The 18,651-nt window shown below is 57.9% G+C and carries 16 protein-coding genes; 14 read left to right on the top strand and 2 right to left on the bottom strand.

Translation table 11 applies throughout. The annotated features are described in order from the left end of the window. Nucleotides 1-15 precede the first annotated feature (15 nt). From G7069_RS00440 to rlmH, 8 genes are all read left to right on the top strand, one after another. Nucleotides 16-2,415 (top strand): heavy metal translocating P-type ATPase, encoded by a 2,400-nt coding sequence (locus G7069_RS00440; RefSeq protein WP_166293300.1) that lies wholly within the window; start codon nt 16-18, stop codon nt 2,413-2,415. Nucleotides 2,416-2,473: 58 nt separating this feature from the next. Next, a complete protein-coding gene (locus G7069_RS00435; RefSeq protein WP_166293299.1) occupies nt 2,474-4,432 on the top strand; it encodes a heme lyase CcmF/NrfE family subunit in 1,959 nt (652 codons plus the stop codon). A gap of 5 nt (nt 4,433-4,437) precedes the next feature. Continuing rightward, nucleotides 4,438-4,902 carry a cytochrome c-type biogenesis protein gene (locus tag G7069_RS00430; protein ID WP_166297370.1) on the top strand — a complete coding sequence of 155 codons (465 nt, stop codon included), beginning with the start codon at nt 4,438-4,440 and terminating at the stop codon, nt 4,900-4,902. Further along, nucleotides 4,899-5,906, top strand: a complete 1,008-nt coding sequence (locus G7069_RS00425) for a tetratricopeptide repeat protein (protein WP_166293298.1) — start codon at nt 4,899-4,901, stop codon at nt 5,904-5,906. Before G7069_RS00430 ends, G7069_RS00425 begins: the two co-directional genes overlap by 4 nt. Further along, on the top strand, nt 5,903-6,079 hold the full coding sequence (gene ccoS, locus G7069_RS00420; RefSeq protein WP_166293297.1) for a cbb3-type cytochrome oxidase assembly protein CcoS: 177 nt from the start codon (nt 5,903-5,905) through the stop codon (nt 6,077-6,079). The genes G7069_RS00425 and ccoS overlap by 4 nt, the downstream gene beginning before the upstream one ends. Continuing rightward, on the top strand, nt 6,069-6,800 hold the full coding sequence (locus G7069_RS00415; RefSeq protein ID WP_166293296.1) for a sulfite exporter TauE/SafE family protein: 732 nt from the start codon (nt 6,069-6,071) through the stop codon (nt 6,798-6,800). The genes ccoS and G7069_RS00415 overlap by 11 nt, the downstream gene beginning before the upstream one ends. A 159-nt stretch (nt 6,801-6,959) precedes the next feature. Continuing rightward, a complete protein-coding gene (gene rsfS, locus G7069_RS00410; protein WP_166293295.1) occupies nt 6,960-7,367 on the top strand; it encodes a ribosome silencing factor in 408 nt (135 codons plus the stop codon). A gap of 18 nt (nt 7,368-7,385) precedes the next feature. Continuing rightward, nucleotides 7,386-7,856, top strand: coding sequence for a 23S rRNA (pseudouridine(1915)-N(3))-methyltransferase RlmH (gene rlmH / locus G7069_RS00405; RefSeq protein WP_166293294.1), 471 nt, complete (start codon nt 7,386-7,388; stop codon nt 7,854-7,856). Between the two features lie 50 nt (nt 7,857-7,906). On the opposite strand, the gene G7069_RS00400 is transcribed toward rlmH, so the two are convergent. Beyond that, entirely contained in the window at nt 7,907-8,656 is a 750-nt protein-coding gene (locus G7069_RS00400; protein ID WP_166293293.1) for an SIMPL domain-containing protein, read from the bottom strand. A gap of 146 nt (nt 8,657-8,802) precedes the next feature. On the opposite strand from G7069_RS00400, the gene G7069_RS00395 reads away from it, so the two are divergent. Genes G7069_RS00395 through tldD form a run of 4 tightly spaced genes read left to right on the top strand, consistent with a single transcriptional unit; the run spans nt 8,803 to nt 16,105 of the window. Further along, complete coding sequence (locus tag G7069_RS00395; protein ID WP_166293292.1) at nt 8,803-9,387, top strand: Maf family protein; 585 nt, start codon at nt 8,803-8,805, stop codon at nt 9,385-9,387. Continuing rightward, nucleotides 9,384-10,877, top strand: a complete 1,494-nt coding sequence (gene rng / locus G7069_RS00390; RefSeq protein WP_166293291.1) for a ribonuclease G — start codon at nt 9,384-9,386, stop codon at nt 10,875-10,877. Before G7069_RS00395 ends, rng begins: the two co-directional genes overlap by 4 nt. 3 nt (nt 10,878-10,880) lie before the next feature. After that, nucleotides 10,881-14,645 carry a YhdP family protein gene (locus G7069_RS00385; protein WP_166293290.1) on the top strand — a complete coding sequence of 1,255 codons (3,765 nt, stop codon included), beginning with the start codon at nt 10,881-10,883 and terminating at the stop codon, nt 14,643-14,645. After that, nucleotides 14,642-16,105 (top strand): metalloprotease TldD, encoded by a 1,464-nt coding sequence (gene tldD, locus G7069_RS00380; RefSeq protein WP_166293289.1) that lies wholly within the window; start codon nt 14,642-14,644, stop codon nt 16,103-16,105. Before G7069_RS00385 ends, tldD begins: the two co-directional genes overlap by 4 nt. On the opposite strand, the gene yjgA is transcribed toward tldD, so the two are convergent. Next, complete coding sequence (yjgA, locus tag G7069_RS00375) at nt 16,102-16,677, bottom strand: ribosome biogenesis factor YjgA (RefSeq protein WP_166293288.1); 576 nt, start codon at nt 16,675-16,677, stop codon at nt 16,102-16,104. The genes tldD and yjgA overlap by 4 nt on opposite strands. 32 nt (nt 16,678-16,709) lie before the next feature. Here yjgA and pmbA point away from each other — a divergent pair, with 32 nt between their 5' ends. After that, nucleotides 16,710-18,083, top strand: a complete 1,374-nt coding sequence (pmbA, locus tag G7069_RS00370) for a metalloprotease PmbA (RefSeq protein WP_166293287.1) — start codon at nt 16,710-16,712, stop codon at nt 18,081-18,083. A gap of 112 nt (nt 18,084-18,195) precedes the next feature. Continuing rightward, nucleotides 18,196-18,645, top strand: a complete 450-nt coding sequence (locus G7069_RS00365; RefSeq protein WP_166293286.1) for a DUF4870 domain-containing protein — start codon at nt 18,196-18,198, stop codon at nt 18,643-18,645. The last annotated feature ends 6 nt before the right edge of the window (nt 18,646-18,651 follow it).

The following is an 18,651-nucleotide window of genomic DNA, read 5'->3' as shown; positions in this document are numbered from 1 at the left end:
GTCGAGTCGACCGTAATGGTTGCGTCTGATCGGTGTTTCCACTGCGATGAACGCGTGGGCGCATCCCCAGTGCGCGCAGCGATTGAAGGCAAGCCGCAAGTATTCTGTTGCAACGGGTGCGCCACGGCCGCGCAGTGGATTCGAGATGCGCACTTGGATGCGTACTATCAATTGCGCACGGCACCTGCACCGCGCATCGACGAAACACCAGCTGATTTAGGCGTGTGGGATCGCGAAGAGGTGCAGCGCGAACACGCGCGTGATGTCAGTGAAGGTCGGGAAATGACGGTGCTGACCGATGGCATGCATTGCGCGGCCTGTGCGTGGCTGATCGATCGCGCATTGATGCAAGAACCCGGTGTGCAATCCGTCAGTGCCAATGCCGTGACCGGGCGCGTTCGCATCGTTTGGGATACGCAAAAGACGCAGCTATCACGTTTACTTGCACGCCTAAACGCGCTTGGCTACCGCCCGTATTTGGCCGCTGGCGTCGAACGCGAAGAGGCGCGACGCAAGCAACGGAATCTCTGGCTGATCCGCATTGGCATCGCCGGTTTGGCCAGTATGCAAGCCATGATGTTTGCGGAAGCGCTCTATCTAGACGTAAACAACGAGATGCCCGTGCCGACGCGCGACTTCTTCCGTTGGATTACGTTCTTGGTGTCGACACCCGTTGTGTTCTGGGCGGGCTGGCCGTTTTTGTCCGGTGCATCGCGCGAGCTGCGAAGCCATCGACCCGGCATGGACACCTTGGTGTCGCTCTCAACGGTGTTGGCCTGGGGTGCCAGCGCCTGGGAAACGGTGCGCGGCGGACCGCATGTGTGGTACGACGCTGCAGTCATGTTTGTGTTCTTGTTGCTGGTTGCGCGCATGCTCGAACAAAGCGTGCGCAATGTCGCTTCAGCACAAGTGGACGCACTCGCACGCGCGCGTCCAAGATTTGCAACCTTGGAAACGGAAGACGACGAAGGGCGTGTGCATCGTGCCCAAGTGCCTGTGTCGCAGTTGAATACGGATGACATCGTGGCTGTATCCACCGGGGAAGTGGTGCCGGCGGATGGTGTCTTATTGGACGAAAGCGCTGCGTTCTCGGAAAGTCTGCTCACAGGAGAGTCAGCGCCCGTGCGTAAAGCCGCAGGCGACGCGGTGCTGGCAGGCTCGATGTGTGCAGACGCACCCGCACGACTGAGGGTGACGCATACCGGAACAGCCACGCGGATCTCGCAACTCACTGCATTGGTTGAACGCGCACAAGCGCATCGTCCGAAGCTTGCTGAGTTCGCAGACAAGATCGCCGCATGGTTTGTCGTTGCACTCGTGATTGCCGCGTGTGCGGTGTATGTGTTGTGGCGCATCCATGCGCCGGAACGCGCATTTGAAGTGATGCTTGCCGTCTTGGTAGTGAGTTGTCCATGCGCGTTGTCGTTGGCCATTCCGGCTGCACTTGCAGCGGCGAACGGACGATTGTCGAAGCTGGGTGTATTGCCGCTGAGTGCAGATGCCTTGACGCGCCTGTCGCGCGTCACCGATGTCATTTTCGATAAGACAGGCACACTCACCACCGGTGTGCCCACACTGACAAAAGTCGAAATTGCTTCCGGATTCGATCGCTCAGAGGTGTTGGCGTGGGTGGCGGCACTTGAACAAGGCAGTGGTCATCCGATTGCGCTGGCCTTCAGACCGTTTGATCAAGGCTTGTTCGCGCGCAACGTCAAAGTTGTGCCGGGTGCGGGTGTGATGGGGAGCGTGGGTGCGCATGCGCTGTCAATTGGTCATTCCAACTTTGTCACGCGCGGACGTCAGGCAGATGACGGCAAGCTGTGGTTGTCTTTGGACGGCGAGGTCATTGCAAGCTTCGAACTTGGCGAAACCGCGCGCAACGATGCGCGAGAAACCTTGAGTCAACTCCACGCGCAAGGCATCAAACTGCACTTGGCGAGTGGCGACGCTGAAGCAAAGGTTGCCGAGATTTCAAAAGCATTGGGCATTGATGCCTGGGCCTCCAGACAAACCCCGGAAGACAAACTGATGCGGGCGCGTAATTTGCAGGCGCTCGGACATGTCGTGGGCATGGTGGGTGACGGTATCAATGACGCGCCGGTATTGGCCGGTGCGGACGTCTCAGTGGCCATGGGCGAGGGTGCCGCCATCGCGCAGCGGGCTGCCGATTTGGTGCTGTCCGGCACCCAACTCGAGAAATTGCCCCGTGCCATCGAATTGGCGCGCGCGACGCGCAAAATCATTGCGCAGAACCTGTTTTGGGCCTTGGCCTACAACGTGGTCGCCTTGCCAATTGCGGCGATGGGCTGGGTGACGCCGTGGATGGCGGCGGTCGGGATGGCGGTGTCTTCGCTGATTGTGACCCTGAACGCCCTGCGTTTATCCCGCTCGCGCTTGACGCGCAAGGTATCCTAGTACGTTGTGCATAAAGGCGACCGGGAATGTCTGGGCGCACTAACGGAGAAGGGCACGCATGTTGCCAGAGCTTGGACAAATCGCCCTGATCTTGGCGATGATTATTGCAACCTTGCAGTGTGTTTTGCCGCTTTGGGGCGCACACGGCGGACGTCGAGACTGGATGGAGATCGCGCGACCCGCCGCGGCGGCACAGCTCGCGATGGTGGGCTTGGCCTATCTCGTCTTGACCTTGGGTTTCGTCCGTCAAGATTTCTCGATCAAATACGTGGCCGATAACAGCAACTCTTTGTTGCCGATGCTGTATCGCGTCACGGCGGTGTGGGGTTCGCATGAAGGCTCATTGCTGCTTTGGGCATTGATTCTGTCGGTGTGGACCGCAGCCGTCGCGCTGTTCTCACGCAAGTTACCGCTGACCGTGATGGCGCGCGTGCTCGGCGTGATGGGCTTTGTCTCTGCCGGTTTCCTTGCGTTCTTGTTTTTCACAAGCAATCCGTTTGTTCGCTTGCTGCCGTCGGCGGCAGATGGCAACGACTTAAACCCCTTGTTACAAGACCCGGGCATGGTCGCGCATCCGCCAATGCTGTACTTGGGCTATGTCGGTTTTGCCGTGCCGTTTGCGTTTGCAGTTGCCGCCTTGTTGGAAGGCCAATTGGATGCACGTTGGCTGCGCTGGACGCGGCCGTGGACGAATGTGGCTTGGGGCTTTCTAACGCTCGGCATCATGATCGGCTCGTGGTGGGCGTACTACGAACTCGGTTGGGGCGGATGGTGGTTCTGGGATCCGGTTGAGAATGCGAGTTTCATGCCTTGGCTCGCGGGCGCTGCCTTGCTGCATTCGCAAGCCGTGACAGAAAAGCGCGGTGGCTTTGGCGCGTGGACGATCCTGCTTGCGATCGCTGCGTTCTCCCTGTCCTTACTCGGTACGTTCCTGGTGCGTTCCGGTGTGTTGACCAGTGTGCACGCCTTTGCAGCGGATCCAACGCGTGGCGTTTTCATTCTGATTTTCTTGGGGCTCGTGGTCGGCGGCTCACTCATCTTGTACGCCTTACGCGCGCACACGACGCAAGCGTCCTCAACGCCAAAGCCGTTCACGCTCAACTCGCGTGAAACGCTGTTGATGGCAAACAATTTGTTGCTCACGTCTGCCAGTGCGATGGTGTTGATCGGCACCTTGTATCCGCTGTTGGCCGATGCGTTGAACCTCGGCAAAGTGTCCGTGGGGCCGCCGTACTTCGGATTGTTGTTCATCGTGTTGATGACACCCTTGGTGTTGCTGGTGCCTTTCGGTCCCTTGACCTATTGGCAGCGTGAGCAAGGCAGTCGCGTTGCAAAGCTGTTGTGGCCGTGGGCCGCGTTGGCACTCGTGAGCGGTGCACTTGCATTCTTTATCGCACCGCAAGGGCGCTTCAAAGCGGCCGTCGGTATTGCGGCCGCTGTTTGGGTGGCAGCAGGGACCGCTCGCTTCATTTATTCCCGCCTGAAGTCGAAAACTGCGGGCCAGAAAATGACGCTCGAAATGGTGGGCATGTCGTTCGCGCACATGGGCATTGCTGTGTTCTTGGTCGGCGCATTGCTCACCGAAGCGCTGAGTACACAGCGCGAACTTGCGATGAAGCCGGGCGATACCGTGACCGTCGGCGCCAACACCTTTACGTTCAAAGGTGCGAAGCATGTGGAAGGCCCCAACTATGTCTCGGACCAGGGCATCTTGATCATGCGCACACCACGTATGAAAGAAACCACCTTGCTCCCTGAAAAACGCAAGTACGTTGCGGGTGGACAAGTCATGACGGAATCCGCGATTTCGCGCAATGCATTGCGTGACATCTACGTTGCATTGGGCGAGCCGCTAGATGCCGCCAATAGCAGCAAGGGCAGTAGCAGCTGGGCCGTGCGCATCCATATCAAACCCTTTGTACGTTGGATCTGGTTCGGCGCCATCTTGATGGCCTTGGGTGCCTTTGTGACCGCTGCCGATAAACGCTTCAAAGGCATGGGGGGCGCCACATCATGATGCGCATGATGCAAAGCTTGCTCGTGATGCTGTGCTTGTGTGCAGGTCTGGGCGTGATGTCGCCGAAGGCGAGCGCGCAAACAGATACCAATGCAGCACCGTTGATCTTTCGTGACGCACATGAAGAAAGTCGTTTTCATGCACTGTCATCAGAACTGCGGTGCGTCATGTGTCAAAACCAATCCTTGGCAGATTCCAATGCCGTCATCGCGCGCGATTTGCGCGTAGAGGTATTGGGTCTGATGCGAAAGGGCATGACCGACGCCGAGATCAAGACGTTCTTGGTACAGCGTTATGGCGAATTTGTGCTGTACAAGCCGCGCATGGCTGGCATGAATATGCTGCTTTGGTTTGGCCCCTTGCTATTGGCTGTAGGTGGCGCTGTCGTCCTGTTCGGCTTCGTTAGAAAGCGCAAAACCGTTGTGCCGCACAGTGACGCTCGCGTACCGGAAGAGGAAGAAGAGTGGTGAACATTCAATTCATCGTTATTGCGGCGGTGCTGGTCGTCGTCGTCCTGGCACTCGTGTTGTATCCGGTTCTAAAAGCACAAGCCAAAGTGGGACTCGCCGTCCTCGCTATCGGCGCAGTGGGTGCGGGCGCGTTGTATTGGCAATTGGGCACACCCGAAGCCTTGGATGCGCGCTTGGTGAACCAACCCCGCTCCATGAAAGACGCCATCTATCAGTTGGAAACGGCGCTGGCCAAAGATGAGAAGCAGCCCGAAGGCTGGGCCTTGCTTGCACAGTCCTATCGCCAAGACGGCCAATTTGAGAAATCACGCGATGCATTTGCAAAGGCGACAGCCTTGGCACCTGACAATGTGGCGTTCCTCACCGATGCAGCGGAATCACGCGCCATGGCGGATGCGCAACATCGGTTCGATCCTCAAGCCATAGAGATGCTGCAACGCGCATCGACCAAGGATGCGAATAACGAACGTGCCCGTTGGTTCCTAGGCGTTGCCTTGCGACAACAAGGGAAGAATGCCGAGGCAGCAGAAACGTGGACACCCTTGTTGGCACGCGTTGAATCTGCAGCGGCCGAAGCACTGTTGCCACAAGTCAATTTGGCACGCGTTGCCGCAGGCCTGCCTGAAATTCAAATGCCGGCACGCGCCAGCAGTGAAGCGCGTGGACTCGACGTACACGTGAAAATTGATCCGGCGTTGGCAAAAGATTCGCGCGTGACAGCCGACACCGCTGTCTACGTCATCGCGCGATTGCCGGATGGCCAACCCATGCCCATCGCGGCACGCAAACTCGCCTTGTCGGAACTTCCTGCCACGGTCAACCTGACCGATGCCGACAGTCCGATGCCCACCGCCAAACTCAGCACTGTGAAATCCGTTGAAGTGTTTGCGCGATTGTCTTTCGGCGGCACGGCGAACCGCGGTGAAGGCGATATCGAAACAGCCCCGGTGCGCGTTGTTTTGCCTGCGAAGTCGGCAGTCAGTCTGGAGCTAAAACGCGAATGAACATGCTGCTGCTATTGATCCCAATCAGCTTGATGCTTTTGGTCGTGGCGATCTTGATGTTCGTGTGGGCCGTGAAAAAAGGTCAATTCGAGAATCTCGATAGCGCAGCACTGGATATTCTCGTAGACGACGAAACAGACACATCGACCTCCGGCAAGGCCGATGCCGATTGATTGGATCGTGATCAGTGGTGCCTTGCTCAGCGGCTTGTTGGGCAGCGCGCACTGTGTGTTGATGTGCAGTGGCATCGCAACAAGCATCAATGCACGCACATCCAAACCCTCGTTCTGGATGGCGGTTCAACCAAATCTAGGACGCGTTTTAGGCTACACCGTTGCGGGTGCAGCGGTCGGTGCGATCGGTGCCGGTATGCTGCAGTTTGCACGCAATCCCAACGTGGGTTTGACGCTGCGTGCGATGGTCGGACTTGTATTGATCATCGTGGCACTGCGCATGCTCGACACGCGCGGACGCTTGGGCTTACTTCGATCACCGGGCGGTCGCCTTTGGCATTGGCTGCAGCCATTGCATAAACAACTCGTTCCTGCCGACACGACCCTTAAGCGCGTGTTGGTCGGATTGTTTTGGGGATGGTTGCCCTGCGGTTTGAGTACAACGCTCTTGACGGCCGCGTGGCTGCAAGGCGACGTCTGGCACGGTGCACTGACAATGGCAGCGTTCGGCCTTGGCACCTGTGTCGTGATGGTGCCATTGACGTGGGCGGGTGCCCGAGTGGCGCAAGGCCTTCAACGCGGCAAAGGCAAAAAATTTGCTGCGGCCGGTTTGATGTTGCTCGGCATTTTGACCTTGTCTGCACCCTTGCTCGCAAAGTCACCCGTCCTGCATGGCGTGCTGGAAGCGCTCGGGTGTCGAACGCTGCCGGTTGGCAGTTAACCCGCGTTTTAAGCCCGTTCGGGTATCGCTGCCAGTCATACGCTGAGGCACATCAAGCGCGCCTGCGCTTGGCTCGTTCAGGGTTTCACGTTGAGGTTTTGACATCCAAGTGTGCCGAGGCTGCCCTATAATTCGCGGTATCCACCGGAGTACCCACTGTTGACCAACCAAGCCCACGTCATTAAGACCCAGTTGCCTAATCCACCGCCGCCTGTCGATGTGCTCTTGAAACACGTGCATATCGCCGTCGCCAACTTGAAAGGCTTGGAAGTCTCAGAAATCGATGTACGTGGCAAGACCAGCGTGTGCGATTACTTGGTCATCGTCTCCGGTACTTCGACCCGGCACGTCAAGTCCATCGCCGATGAAGTCATGCGTGAATCCAAGAAGCTCGACTGCCAGCCGTTGGGCGTTGAAGGTGAGCGCGAAGCCGAATGGGTGCTGGTCGATTTGGGCGACGTCGTGGTGCACGTGATGTTGCCGCGTGTGCGCGAGTTTTACGCCTTGGAACGCCTCTGGACGGTCGGCGATGAACCGCCGTCATCACGTGATCAAAACGCCGGCTAAGCAGCCGAAGGCCAACGCATGAAAGCCCACCTCATTGCCGTGGGTGAAAAGCCACCTGCATGGGTGAGTGAAGGCTTCGAAGATTTCAGAAAGCGGCTATCGCACAACTTGCCGCTGCATTTGCATGAAGTGACACCGGGCATCCGCGGCAAAGGCCGCGATGCGGTGCGCGCGACCTATGAAGAAGGCCAGCGCGTGCTTGAGCACATTCCGAAAGGGGCGTGGGTGGTGGCACTCGATGGCCCGGGCAAACCTTGGTCTTCAGAACAACTGGCGCAACGCATGGCGCACTGGCGTGGCCAAGGACGGGATCTCGTTTTCTTGATTGGTGGCCCGGAAGGTCACGCAGACGAAGTGCGCGCACGTGCAGATGAATCTTGGTCTTTAGGTCCGCTCACCTTGCCGCACATGTTGGCGCGCGTGGTGCTGGCAGAACAACTGTATCGCGCGTGCTCGATGTTGGCGAACCATCCGTATCATCGCGCCTAAAAAATAAAACCCCCGCCATACGCGATGGCGAGGGTCCATTGAACGGGTGCTTAGCGACCCAATTCGTAAACGATATTGAGCGTCACGCCGAGGCTGCTTTCGCCGGGTGCGATCTCGGTATTCGCCGCCTTGCCTGCAAAGCCATCGGCACTCATGGCACGCATCACCGGCATCGGGTTCATCATGCCGCCGCCTTCATCGATGCTGACGATGCGACGCACACGCAAGCCCAATGCATTGGCATACAAGTCTGCACGCGCACGTGCCTTCTTCAGTGCAGCCAAGCGCGCTTCGTCGTATGCCTCATCGGCTTTGTCCACTTCAAAGCTCGGGCCATTCAAATCGTTGGCACCGGCCGCGACCAGCGCATCCATCAACTTACCGAGCTTCGACAGATCGCGCACCTTGACGCTGACGGTATTGCGCGCTTCATAACCGGTGATGCGCGGGCTTTTGCCGTTCTCATAGTCGTAGCGCGCATTGAGGCTGACGCCACTGGTGCGAATGTCACGTGTCTCAATGCCGGCGGCCTTGATCGCAGCATTCACGCGGGTCATTTGTTCGGCATTCAAACGCATGGCCGAATTGGCATCCGTCGCTTGCGTCACAACGCCCGTTGAAATCGTCGCAATGTCCGGCACGCGATTTGCCGAGGCCTGAGCGGACACGGAAATCAAGGTGCCATCTTGCGTTTGGGTACCCGCGGCAATGTTGGCGGCGTTCTGGGCTTTGCTAGGCATGGCATAACTCGTGAGTGAGACGGCCAGCGCTGCGGCCAAGAGGGTCGGAATCACTTTCATGGGAGGGTCCTTAAATTCATGAACGCACAGTGCGTCATAGGCGGTGAACGGTCGGTGAGGGGGAGATGGGTTAAAGGCCAGGTCGCAGGTTGCCAAAGATTCAGCGAATCGCCCGTGCATACGGGTGGACACGGTATCCTTGAGCCATGCTCTATTTAGCCTCGAAATCCCCCAGACGCGCAGACCTGCTCGCCCGATTGGGCGTCCCCTTTGGCCTGCTCGATCTGGACTTGCCCGAGGTTCGCTTGCCCAATGAACCGCCGGTCGACTACGTCAGCCGGGTCGCTCGCGAGAAGGCGGGTGCAGGTTTGTTGAAGGTCATGTCCAATCCCAGTGCTGTGGTGCTGGGTTCAGACACCGAAGTGGTCCTTGGCGACCGCGTCTTCGGCAAACCGGCAGATCGCGACGACGCCCGCGAGATGCTGCAAGCCCTGTCAGGCGAAACACACGAGGTGATCACAGTGCTATGGCTGGTGTCTGCGGGCAACGAGGTTCGCGAAGTGTCGACGACCCGCGTTCGTTTCGGTGCCCTCGATGCGGCCCTGCTTGACTTCTATTTGGCTGGCAACGAATGGGAAGGCAAGGCCGGCGCTTACGCCATTCAAGGTGCGGCACAAGCATTCATTGCCCACGTGGAAGGCAGCCCGAGCGGTGTGATGGGCCTGCCATTGTTTGAAACGGCTCGGGCATTGCGAAAGTTCGGACTCTTTGTGCAGGACCGCGCGCAATGACGGAAGACATTCTGGTCAATGTCACGCCGCGCGAGACCCGTGTCGCTGTTGTCGAAAACGGCATGTTGCAAGAGTTGCACATTGAACGGGGCTGGCGTCGAGGTGTCGTAGGCAACATCTACAAGGGCAAAGTGCAACGCATCATGCCTGGCATGCAAGCGGCGTTCGTCGATATCGGTTTGCCGCGCGCTGCCTTCTTGCACGCTAACGACATTTTCAGAAACAGCACACAGCTGCCGGCCGATGACGCCTTGCCCGAAGACGCGTCCGTGCCACCGCAACAGGTGCGTCCGATTTCAGAATTGCTACGCGATGGTCAAGACATCATCGTGCAGGTGTTGAAAGATCCGATCGGCACCAAGGGTGCACGATTGACGACACAGTTGAGTGTGCCGTCGCGCTATCTGGTGATGCTGCCGCAATCCAAGGTGATTGGCGTGTCTTCGCGCATTGAGCTGGATGCCGAACGCACACGCTTGAAGAGTTTGGTGCAAGAACTGTCATTGATCGGCGGTTCCGGATTTATCGTGCGCACCAATGCGGAAAGCCAACCGGCAGAAGCCCTCGCTGAAGATCTGGCTTACTTGTCCAGGGTGTGGGGTCTGATCGAAGAAAGAGCACGCACCGCACCGGTGGGCGCATGCATCTACGAAGACTTGATCCTGCCATTGCGTGCAGTGCGGGATTTAATGCGCAGCAATGTTGAACGCGTGCGCGTCGACTCACGCGAGACCTGTGATCGCCTGCGTGAATTTGCTGCGCAATACATGCCACAGTTAGCGGAGAAGGTGGAGCACTACACGGGTGCGCGACCGATCTTCGATTTGTACGGCGTTGAAGACGAAATACAGCGTGCGCTGCAAAAAGAAGTGCCGCTGAAATCCGGTGGCTATCTGGTGATCGATCAAACCGAAGCGATGACCACAGTCGACGTCAACACCGGTTCGTTCTTAGGTCAGCGCACTTTGGAAGAGACCGTGTTCAGAACCAACCTGGAAGCCGCGCAATCGGTCGCGCGCCAGTTGAGGCTGAGAAACTTGGGCGGCATCATCATCATCGACTTCATCGATATGCATGACGTCGAACATCGCAGGCAAGTCTTGCGCACCTTGGAGCGTTCACTCGTCAAGGATCATGCGAAGACGACGGTCTACGACTTTTCGCCCTTGGGCCTGGTCGAGATGACGCGCAAGCGCACAGTGGAGTCTTTGGAGCGTCAACTGTGCGAACCCTGCATGACCTGCAATGGGCGCGGCACGTTGAAAACCACTGAGACCGTCACCTACGAGATCTTCCGAGAAATCACCCGTGCAGTTCGGCAGTTCGATGCCGATCAGCTCCTCGTCATCGCCTCGGCTGAGGTGGTGAATCGTATTACCGACGAAGAGTCGGTCGCGGTGGCCGAGCTTGAAGAGTTCTTGGGCAAATCAATTCGATTCCAAATGGACGAACACTACTCGCAGGAGCAGTACGACGTGGTGCTGCTCTAAAGCATGAAGCGTCACCTGCATCTTGCCGGAAAGAGCGTCTACTACCTGCTTGGCGCAAAGCTGCTGTTAGTGGCTGTCGTCATGGTGGCTTTGTCACGCTTCATGCCATGGCTTGAGAACAATCCGCAACGGGTCAGTGCTTGGCTCACGCAAAAAGCGGGTCGCCCCGTGCACTTCGATGCACTGCAAGCGCAATGGACGCGCTCCGGTCCGCTCTTGAAGCTCAAGAACATGACGGTAGGGCCGACAGGCAACCCGCTGCGCGTTGGTGATGCGGAACTGTTGGTGTCGCAGTACAGCGGTTGGTGGCCCGGTCGGCGCTTTACCGAGCTTCGCATCCGTGGTGTTGAAATTACGCTTGAACGCAGCGTCGCCGGTGATTGGCGCGTGCATGGCTTGCCAGGACCTACCACCGAAGATCCGTTCACGACGCTCGAGCGATTAGGCGAGCTTCAAGTCATCAACGGAAAGCTGCGCGTATTGGCACCCTCTCTCGGTGTCGATGTGTATGCGCCGCATGTGGATGTGCGAACCCAAGTCAATGGCGACATGCTGCGCGTCGGCATGCGTGCCTGGTTGGAAAAATCAAAACAGCCGATTGATGCCGTCATGCGCTTCGATCGCAAGAAAGGCGACGGGCAGGTCTATGTCGGTGGCAAGTCACTGGATCTTTCGGGCCAAGCATCCGCGTTGAAGTTCGCAGGGATTGCCATCACCGATGGTCGTGGCTTGGGGCAGGCTTGGCTCACGGTGAAGAACCGGTTTGTCACCGGTGTTCAAAGCAACGTCGATTTCAGCAATGTGCGTCTGCAATCCCTTGCATCACACGCAGCGCCGAAGTCGATGAAAGTGGATCGCTTGAAGGGGCAGACCTTCTTCAATCGCAATGCCGACAAGTGGTCGCTGCAAATTCCTGAACTCTCCATTCAAAGCCAAGGCGAAACGCAAACGCTCAAGGGTTTGCAAATCAACAACGGCGATTCGATGTATGTCGCCGTGGATCGCATCCATCTCAAGTTGGTGGCGGCATTTGCCGATCTCACTGACCGTCTGCCGCCCGATTTTCATCAATGGCTGTCGCGCGCCGCACCCGAAGGCAGTTTGGACGATATCGTGTTGCGCAGGAATGCCAGCGGGCGTGTCCAGTTCGATGCCGACGCCAATCATTTGAGTGTGAATCCCGTGGGTTCGGCGCCGGGTATTCGTGGCGTGTCAGGGCGCGTGCGCGGTGATGAAGCGGGCGTGCGCATCGCGCTTTCGTCGCAATCAGAGTGGACCTTTGATTGGCCGGCCGGCTTTGGTGTGCCGCATCAGTTCACGCCTGAAGGTACGGTCGTGCTGTGGCGTGACGGCAACGGCATCCGTGTCGGCACAAGCAGTTTGTCATTGCGCGGCCCTGACGCGTCTGTTGAAGCGCGTGGCGGCATGTATTGGCAAGGCGATGGTACGCATCCTCAGATAGACATCGCGGCAGAACTCACTGCGCCGGCGCAAGTGACGAAGGCGCAGGGTTTTTGGGTGCACAACACGATGTCGAAAGAGGCGATTCACTGGTTGAATACCGCTTTGCTGGGCGGCACGGTGGAGCGCGCGCAGATTGTGATTTCAGGCGACTTGGATGAGTGGCCAATGGATAAGCACAACGGTCGCTTTGAAGTCTTGGCGGATGTGCGCGATTTCCGCATGAAGTTTCATCCCGAATGGCCAGAGGTGGCAGGCAACCACGCTGTGCTTCAGTTCGTCGGGAATAGCATGCACATCACCTCAGATGGCAGCATCAGCGGCATCAAGCTTTCAAAGGCAAGCGCGGACATTGAGCATCTAGGCTTGCCAGTACTCGTTATTCACGGCGAAGGGTCCGGGGACGCAAAGCAGTTCCTCGAACTGATTCGTACAAGTCCGCTGCAGAAAGAATTTGGCGAGCATACCGACCCGCTGATCGTGACGGGCCCGGCGAGTGCGCGTGTCGATCTCACCTTGCCGCTGCACAACGACGCGCCGTTCGAACTGGACGGTCAGGTGGATTTGAAGGGCGTACAAACAAAACATCAAACGTACGCGTTAGCCTTCGATCAAGTGCGCGGCACAGGTCGATTCGGTCGCGGCGGCTTCAAGGCAGATGATCTTGCGGTGATGCATGAAGGGCAGCCCGGAAAGCTCAGCTTGCGCGTCGGCAGTGGTGTGAGAAATTCGCAGAATGCATTTGAAAGCGATTTAAAAGTGAATGCCACGGTGCGCAGCTTGATCGCGCGCGTGCCGAATTTGAATTGGATGGCGCCGCATGTCGAAGGTCGATCTGATTGGACGGCGAGTGTGGCCATTCCTGTCGGGAGTGATGCACAAGCCGTAACTGAATTGGAACTGCGTTCCAACCTTGTGGGCACGGCACTGAACTTGCCCGCACCGTTCAATAAATCTGCATCAGTCGGATTACCCACGACGGTGCGCATTCCATTGTCGATGGACGGTCGCGGCGATGTACAAGTTACGCTCGGAAAACTTGCCAACGTTCGCGCACGCACGACGGGCGCGAATATAGGTGTTGCGGTGATGTTAGGTGGCGCCGCCGCTGCAACACCACCGGCACGCGGTGTCAGCATCAACGGTGCCGTGCCTGCCATGGATGCCTTGGCATGGATGGCGATCTTGGATGGCAGTAGCGGTGCAAATACCGCAATGAGCATCGATCGCTTGGACGTCCAAGCAGATCGAATCTTGTTGGGTGACACCGCTTTGCCCGGTGCACGCTTGCGCCTGACACCGCTTCGCGATGGCAATCAGGTGGATGTCTCCGGCAGTGCGTTGCAAGGCACACTGCACATTGGCAGTGCACGCAACGCGCCGATTGTCGGTCGTTTTGATCGCGTTCGCGTGGCCATGCCGAAGTTCACGGGCGCGTCGCCCACGTCGGGTGCATCGCGCACGAATGCATTGGTGTCAGATCCGCGAAAACTGCCGCCATTAGATCTGGAAATCAAATCATTGATGCTGGGCAAGACCGAATTTAACGGCGTGCGTTTGAAAACGTCGCAAGTCGCCGCGGGGACGTTGATCGATCGATTCTCAGCCACTGCAGCGCAAACGCAGCTAGAGGCGACAGGCAGTTGGTTCGGCGATGCATCGCAGTCGCGAACAGCGCTGAAGCTCAAGGTAGATACACGCAATCTGGGCAAGCTCGTGTCAGCCATGGGCGCGGCCGATCAGGTGTCGAAAGGTCGCGGCACCTTCAGCGCCGATGTCGCGTGGCCGTCGAGTCCCATGGATTTGCAAACGTCCAAACTCAGCGGAAAGATCGCGGTCGATATGCGTCAAGGCAGCTTGGTGAAAGTGGAGCCTGGTGTGGGTCGTGTCATCGGTTTGTTCAGCGTCGCGCGATTGCCACGTCGATTGACATTGGATTTCAGCGATTTCTTCGCTGAAGGGTTTGCGTTTGATTCGGTGAACGGCGACATCCGTTTTGAGTCCGGATTTGCCAAAACAGACGATTTTTCGATCAAAGGCCCGTCGGCAGATATCAACATTCGCGGCACCGCAAACCTTGAAACACAAACTTTTGACCAAACCATAGATGTATATCCGAAAGCCGGAAACATGCTGACAGTGGCGGGCGCCGTAGCAGGTGGCCCGATTGGTGCGGCGATCGGTGCCGTAGCGGGTCAAATCTTGAAGAAGCCGTTGGGACAAATGGCTGCAAAAACCTATCGCGTGACGGGTCCTTGGAGTGACCCACACGTCGAGACCATAGACAAGAACGGGAAGCGAAAATGATTGAAGTGGAAACCTCTGCGGATTCGATGTTGGACGCCGCGACGTCGCGTTTGCTCAAACCATTTGAGCTCGACATCGCACGCATCGATCCGGCGTTTTCCACCTTGATGGGGCAGGGCATCGATTTCGGTGATCTCTACTTCCAACATTCGCGACGTGAAAGTTGGAGCATCGAAGACGGCATCGTCAAGACCGGTGCACATGCGATTGATCAGGGCGTCGGTGTGCGCGCCATCAGCGGTGAGAAAACCGGCTTTGCCTATTCGGGCGACATCAGTGCGATCGCCTTGCAAGACGCCGCGCGTGCGGCCCGTGCAATTGCACACGACGGTCGTGCCATGGCACCGCGCGCACTCGCACCGCGTACGTCGCATGCGCTCTATCCCGCGATCGATCCGGTCGACACACTCCCCAATGATGAAAAGGTGGCAGCACTGAGACAGGTCGATGCATTGGTCCGCTCGTTGGATCCACGCGTGCGCCAAGTCACTGTCGGCCTCTCGGGCGCCGTCGACACCGTTCTGATTGCGCGCAGCGACGGCGTGCTTGCAGCGGACGTGCGCCCCTTGGTTCGCATGAACGTGCAAGTCATCGTTGAGCAAAATGGTCGCCGTGAATCCGGCTATGCCGGTTTCGGGGGTCGCTATGACTACCGTACGTTGCTCAGTGATGGACAACCTGAGAAGTTTGCGCGCGAGGCGTTGCGTTCCGCGCTGCTGAATCTTGAAGCCGTCGATGCACCTGCAGGTGTCATGCCTGTTGTGCTGGGCAATGGCTGGACAGGTGTGCTCTTGCATGAAGCGGTCGGGCACGGATTGGAAGGTGACTTCAATCGAAAGGGCACGTCGACCTATGCCGGACGCATGGGTCAACGCGTTGCATCGCCCGGCGTCACGATTGTGGATGACGGCACACTGAGTGGCCGCCGCGGTTCGCTCAACTGCGACGATGAAGGCCAACAAACCCAATGCACCACGCTCATTGAAGACGGTGTGTTGACGGGCTACATGCAAGACAGCTTGAACGCGCGCCTGATGTCCGCCAAACCCACCGGTAACGGACGACGCGAATCGTTTGCGCACACCGTCATGCCACGCATGACCAATACCTACATGTTGCCGGGTCAAGATGATCCGGAAGACATGATTCGCTCGGTGAAACGTGGTTTGTATGCGGTGAATTTCGGCGGTGGCCAAGTCGATATCACCAATGGCAAATACGTCTTCTCGGCGACCGAAGCCTACTTGATTGAAGACGGCAAAGTGACCGCGCCAGTGAAGGGTGCCACCTTGATCGGCAACGGTCCGGAAACCATGCAGAAGGTCACCATGATTGGCCACGACTTTGCGCTAGACGCAGGTGTGGGCGTGTGTGGCAAAGATGGACAATCGGTACCGGTCGGTGTGGGTCAGCCGTCGATCTTGATCAGTGAACTGACCGTCGGTGGGACGAGCGCTTAGGCCGCGTCCTCGTCATCGTCATGATCGACTTCGTTTCCCTGCGTCAATTCAAATGCCGTCAGCAAGGCAAGGATCTCCTTGTACAACAGACGAAACGCACGCGGCGCTTTGTTCGCCTTCATTTCCGTGTTGGCATTGCGCGCGAGTTGGCGCAATTGCTGCGCATCGGCATGGGGCATTTCTGCAACAAACGCAGTGAGCGCTTCGTCGCCGCCTTCAATCAAGCGCGTACGCCAAGCTTCCGCACCATGCATCAAGGCCACTTGTCGCTTCGAGCCTTCGCTGTTGACGTCCATCGCATCGCGAATCGCGCGCAATGCATCATCGTCTTCGCGACGCATCTGCTTCGCCAAAAATGCGATTTGACGTTTGCGCGCGATATGCGAGGTGATGCGTTGCGCGTCGCGAATATGCGGCAACACGTCTTCGGGGATCGGCAGTTTTTGCAGCTGCGCCTCGGACAAGCCGGTCAACACCTCGGCAAGCGCCAAAACGTCGAGCGCGTCGCGCCTTTGTTGGCTGCGACTTTCACCAATGAATTCACCTGTTTCAACGTCGCGTCCGCGCGCCATAACTCTCTCCTTGCTTCGAATAGGATACGCCATTGAACACCGTTCTCCAGAACTACGACCCGCACGCAGACGACAGCAAAGCACGCATCGCAGCGCTGACCTCGGTGGCAGAGCACGTCTTGGAGATGTGCAAAGGGCGGGGTGCCAGCCAGGCGGAAGTCGATTGTTCCGAATCGACGGGGCTCACCGCGACCGTGCGCATGGGAGACGCGGAAACTGTGGAATCCAATCGCGACCGCGGCGTGTCTTTGACGGTCTATTTTGATCAACGCAAGGGCACAGCCAGCACCGGTGATTTGAGCGTGGAAAGCTTGCGCGCCACGGTGGATCAGGCATGCGCAATCGCCAAGTACACGGAAGCCGATCCCGCATCGGGATTGGCCAATGCTGATCGTATGGCCCGCGACATTCGTGATTTTGATTTGTGGCATCCCTCAACCTTCGATGCCGATGCCTTTGTGGCCGAAGCCATTGCCTGCGAAACCGCGGGTCGCGAATTTGATTCACGCATCAGCAACTCAGACAGCTGCACGATGGCAGCCAGCACCGCCGTCGGCGTCTATGCGAACTCGCACGGTTTTATCGGCACCGAGCGCGATACCGGATACACCTTGGCTTGCGCGCTAATTGCAGGCGAAGGCGACGCAATGCAACGTGAAGGCTGGTACACCACAGCCATTCGCCGCGACGCCTTGGAAAGTGCGCGTGCTGTCGGTGAGCGTGCAGCGCAAGAAGCGGTGTCGCGCTTATCACCCCGTTCTTTGCCGACGGGCAGTGTGCCTGTTGTGTTCTCTGCAGAAATGGCCCGTGGACTCATCGGCGCGTTCTTGGGCGCCATCTCCGGCAGTGCGTTGTATCGCGAGGCAAGCTTCCTGCTCGACCATGCAGGAAAGCCTGTGTTCCCTGACTGGGTCGATATTCTGGAAATGCCGCACGTTCCGGGCGGATTCCGTTCAAGTTCTTTTGACGCCGAAGGCGTGGCCACGCAAGAGGCGCCGATTGTTTCAGGCGGCGTGCTGCAGCGTTACTTGTTGGGGAGCTACTCTGCGCGCAAATTGGGCTTGGAAAGCACCGGCAATGCCGGCGGCGTACACAACCTGCGTGTCAACGCGAATGCCACTGACCTCGCCGCTATTTTGAAAGACACGCCGCGCTGTTTCTTGGCCACCAGTTTGATGGGCCAAGGCGTCAATCCGATCACCGGCGACTACTCCCGTGGGGCAGCCGGGTTCTGGGTTGAGAACGGTGAGATTGCCTACGCGGTCGACGGCATTACGATCGCCGGCAACCTTAAAAAAATGTTTACGGACATCGATGCAATCTCCGCCGATTTCGATCCGCGTTCGCACGTGCATGTGGGCGCAATCCGCGTGCCCTCGATGACGGTCGCAGGCAACGCTGGCTGAACGGCGGTTGTCACAGCCTAGGTCATACTACGGCGCACAGGCCTTCAGTTGGGTTGAAGCGCATGTCAGCAGTCCGCATAGTGTGAGCGTGAATCAATGGAGGAGAACAAAGATGGATTCGATTGAAAACAACACCGTCAGCCAAGACGAACGTCTGTGGGGTGCCGGCGTACATATTGGTGCATTGATTGCAGCATTCTTCACGAGCTGGATGGTGGGCATCGCAGGTGCCGTTGTCGCACTGTGCGTTTGGTTTGTGGTGCGTGATCGCAATCCCTTTGCGGCGGCGCATGCAAAGGAATGTTTCAACTTCAACTTGTCGATGTTCCTCTACGCATGTGTGGCCGTCGTGCTTGGCTTGATTCTCGGCGTGGGCGCCGTCATTGCAACGATTGCAACGCTTGGCGTGGCTGCATTGGTGGCCGCACCCATGGTGTTGGTGATCGTGCTGGCGTTGGGTGCTATCGCAATCTTGTGGGTGGTCTTTGGCATCATCGCTGCGATGAAGGCTTACGAAGGGCAGCTCTATCGCTACCCGATGACACTTCGTTTTCTTAAGTAAGCGAGT

Origin of the sequence: Lysobacter sp. HDW10, assembly GCF_011300685.1 — a bacterium.
GTDB lineage: Bacteria > Pseudomonadota > Gammaproteobacteria > Xanthomonadales > Xanthomonadaceae > Solilutibacter.
This window is presented reverse-complemented; position numbering and strand designations above follow the sequence as displayed.

What these genes read in the sequence shown, in the direction of transcription:
- rng (WP_166293291.1), top strand. Translation starts at nt 9,384, where the DNA reads ATGACGGAAGACATTCTGGTCAATGTCACGCCGCGCGAGACCCGTGTC.
- G7069_RS00395 (WP_166293292.1), top strand. Translation starts at nt 8,803, where the DNA reads ATGCTCTATTTAGCCTCGAAATCCCCCAGACGCGCAGACCTGCTCGCC.
- G7069_RS00435 (WP_166293299.1), top strand. Translation starts at nt 2,474, where the DNA reads ATGTTGCCAGAGCTTGGACAAATCGCCCTGATCTTGGCGATGATTATT.
- G7069_RS00385 (WP_166293290.1), top strand. Translation starts at nt 10,881, where the DNA reads ATGAAGCGTCACCTGCATCTTGCCGGAAAGAGCGTCTACTACCTGCTT.
- G7069_RS00365 (WP_166293286.1), top strand. Translation starts at nt 18,196, where the DNA reads ATGGATTCGATTGAAAACAACACCGTCAGCCAAGACGAACGTCTGTGG.
- G7069_RS00430 (WP_166297370.1), top strand. Translation starts at nt 4,438, where the DNA reads ATGATGCAAAGCTTGCTCGTGATGCTGTGCTTGTGTGCAGGTCTGGGC.
- ccoS (WP_166293297.1), top strand. Translation starts at nt 5,903, where the DNA reads ATGAACATGCTGCTGCTATTGATCCCAATCAGCTTGATGCTTTTGGTC.
- G7069_RS00400 (WP_166293293.1), bottom strand. Translation starts at nt 8,656, where the DNA reads ATGAAAGTGATTCCGACCCTCTTGGCCGCAGCGCTGGCCGTCTCACTC.
- G7069_RS00415 (WP_166293296.1), top strand. Translation starts at nt 6,069, where the DNA reads ATGCCGATTGATTGGATCGTGATCAGTGGTGCCTTGCTCAGCGGCTTG.
- G7069_RS00440 (WP_166293300.1), top strand. Translation starts at nt 16, where the DNA reads ATGGTTGCGTCTGATCGGTGTTTCCACTGCGATGAACGCGTGGGCGCA.
- tldD (WP_166293289.1), top strand. Translation starts at nt 14,642, where the DNA reads ATGATTGAAGTGGAAACCTCTGCGGATTCGATGTTGGACGCCGCGACG.
- rlmH (WP_166293294.1), top strand. Translation starts at nt 7,386, where the DNA reads ATGAAAGCCCACCTCATTGCCGTGGGTGAAAAGCCACCTGCATGGGTG.
- yjgA (WP_166293288.1), bottom strand. Translation starts at nt 16,677, where the DNA reads ATGGCGCGCGGACGCGACGTTGAAACAGGTGAATTCATTGGTGAAAGT.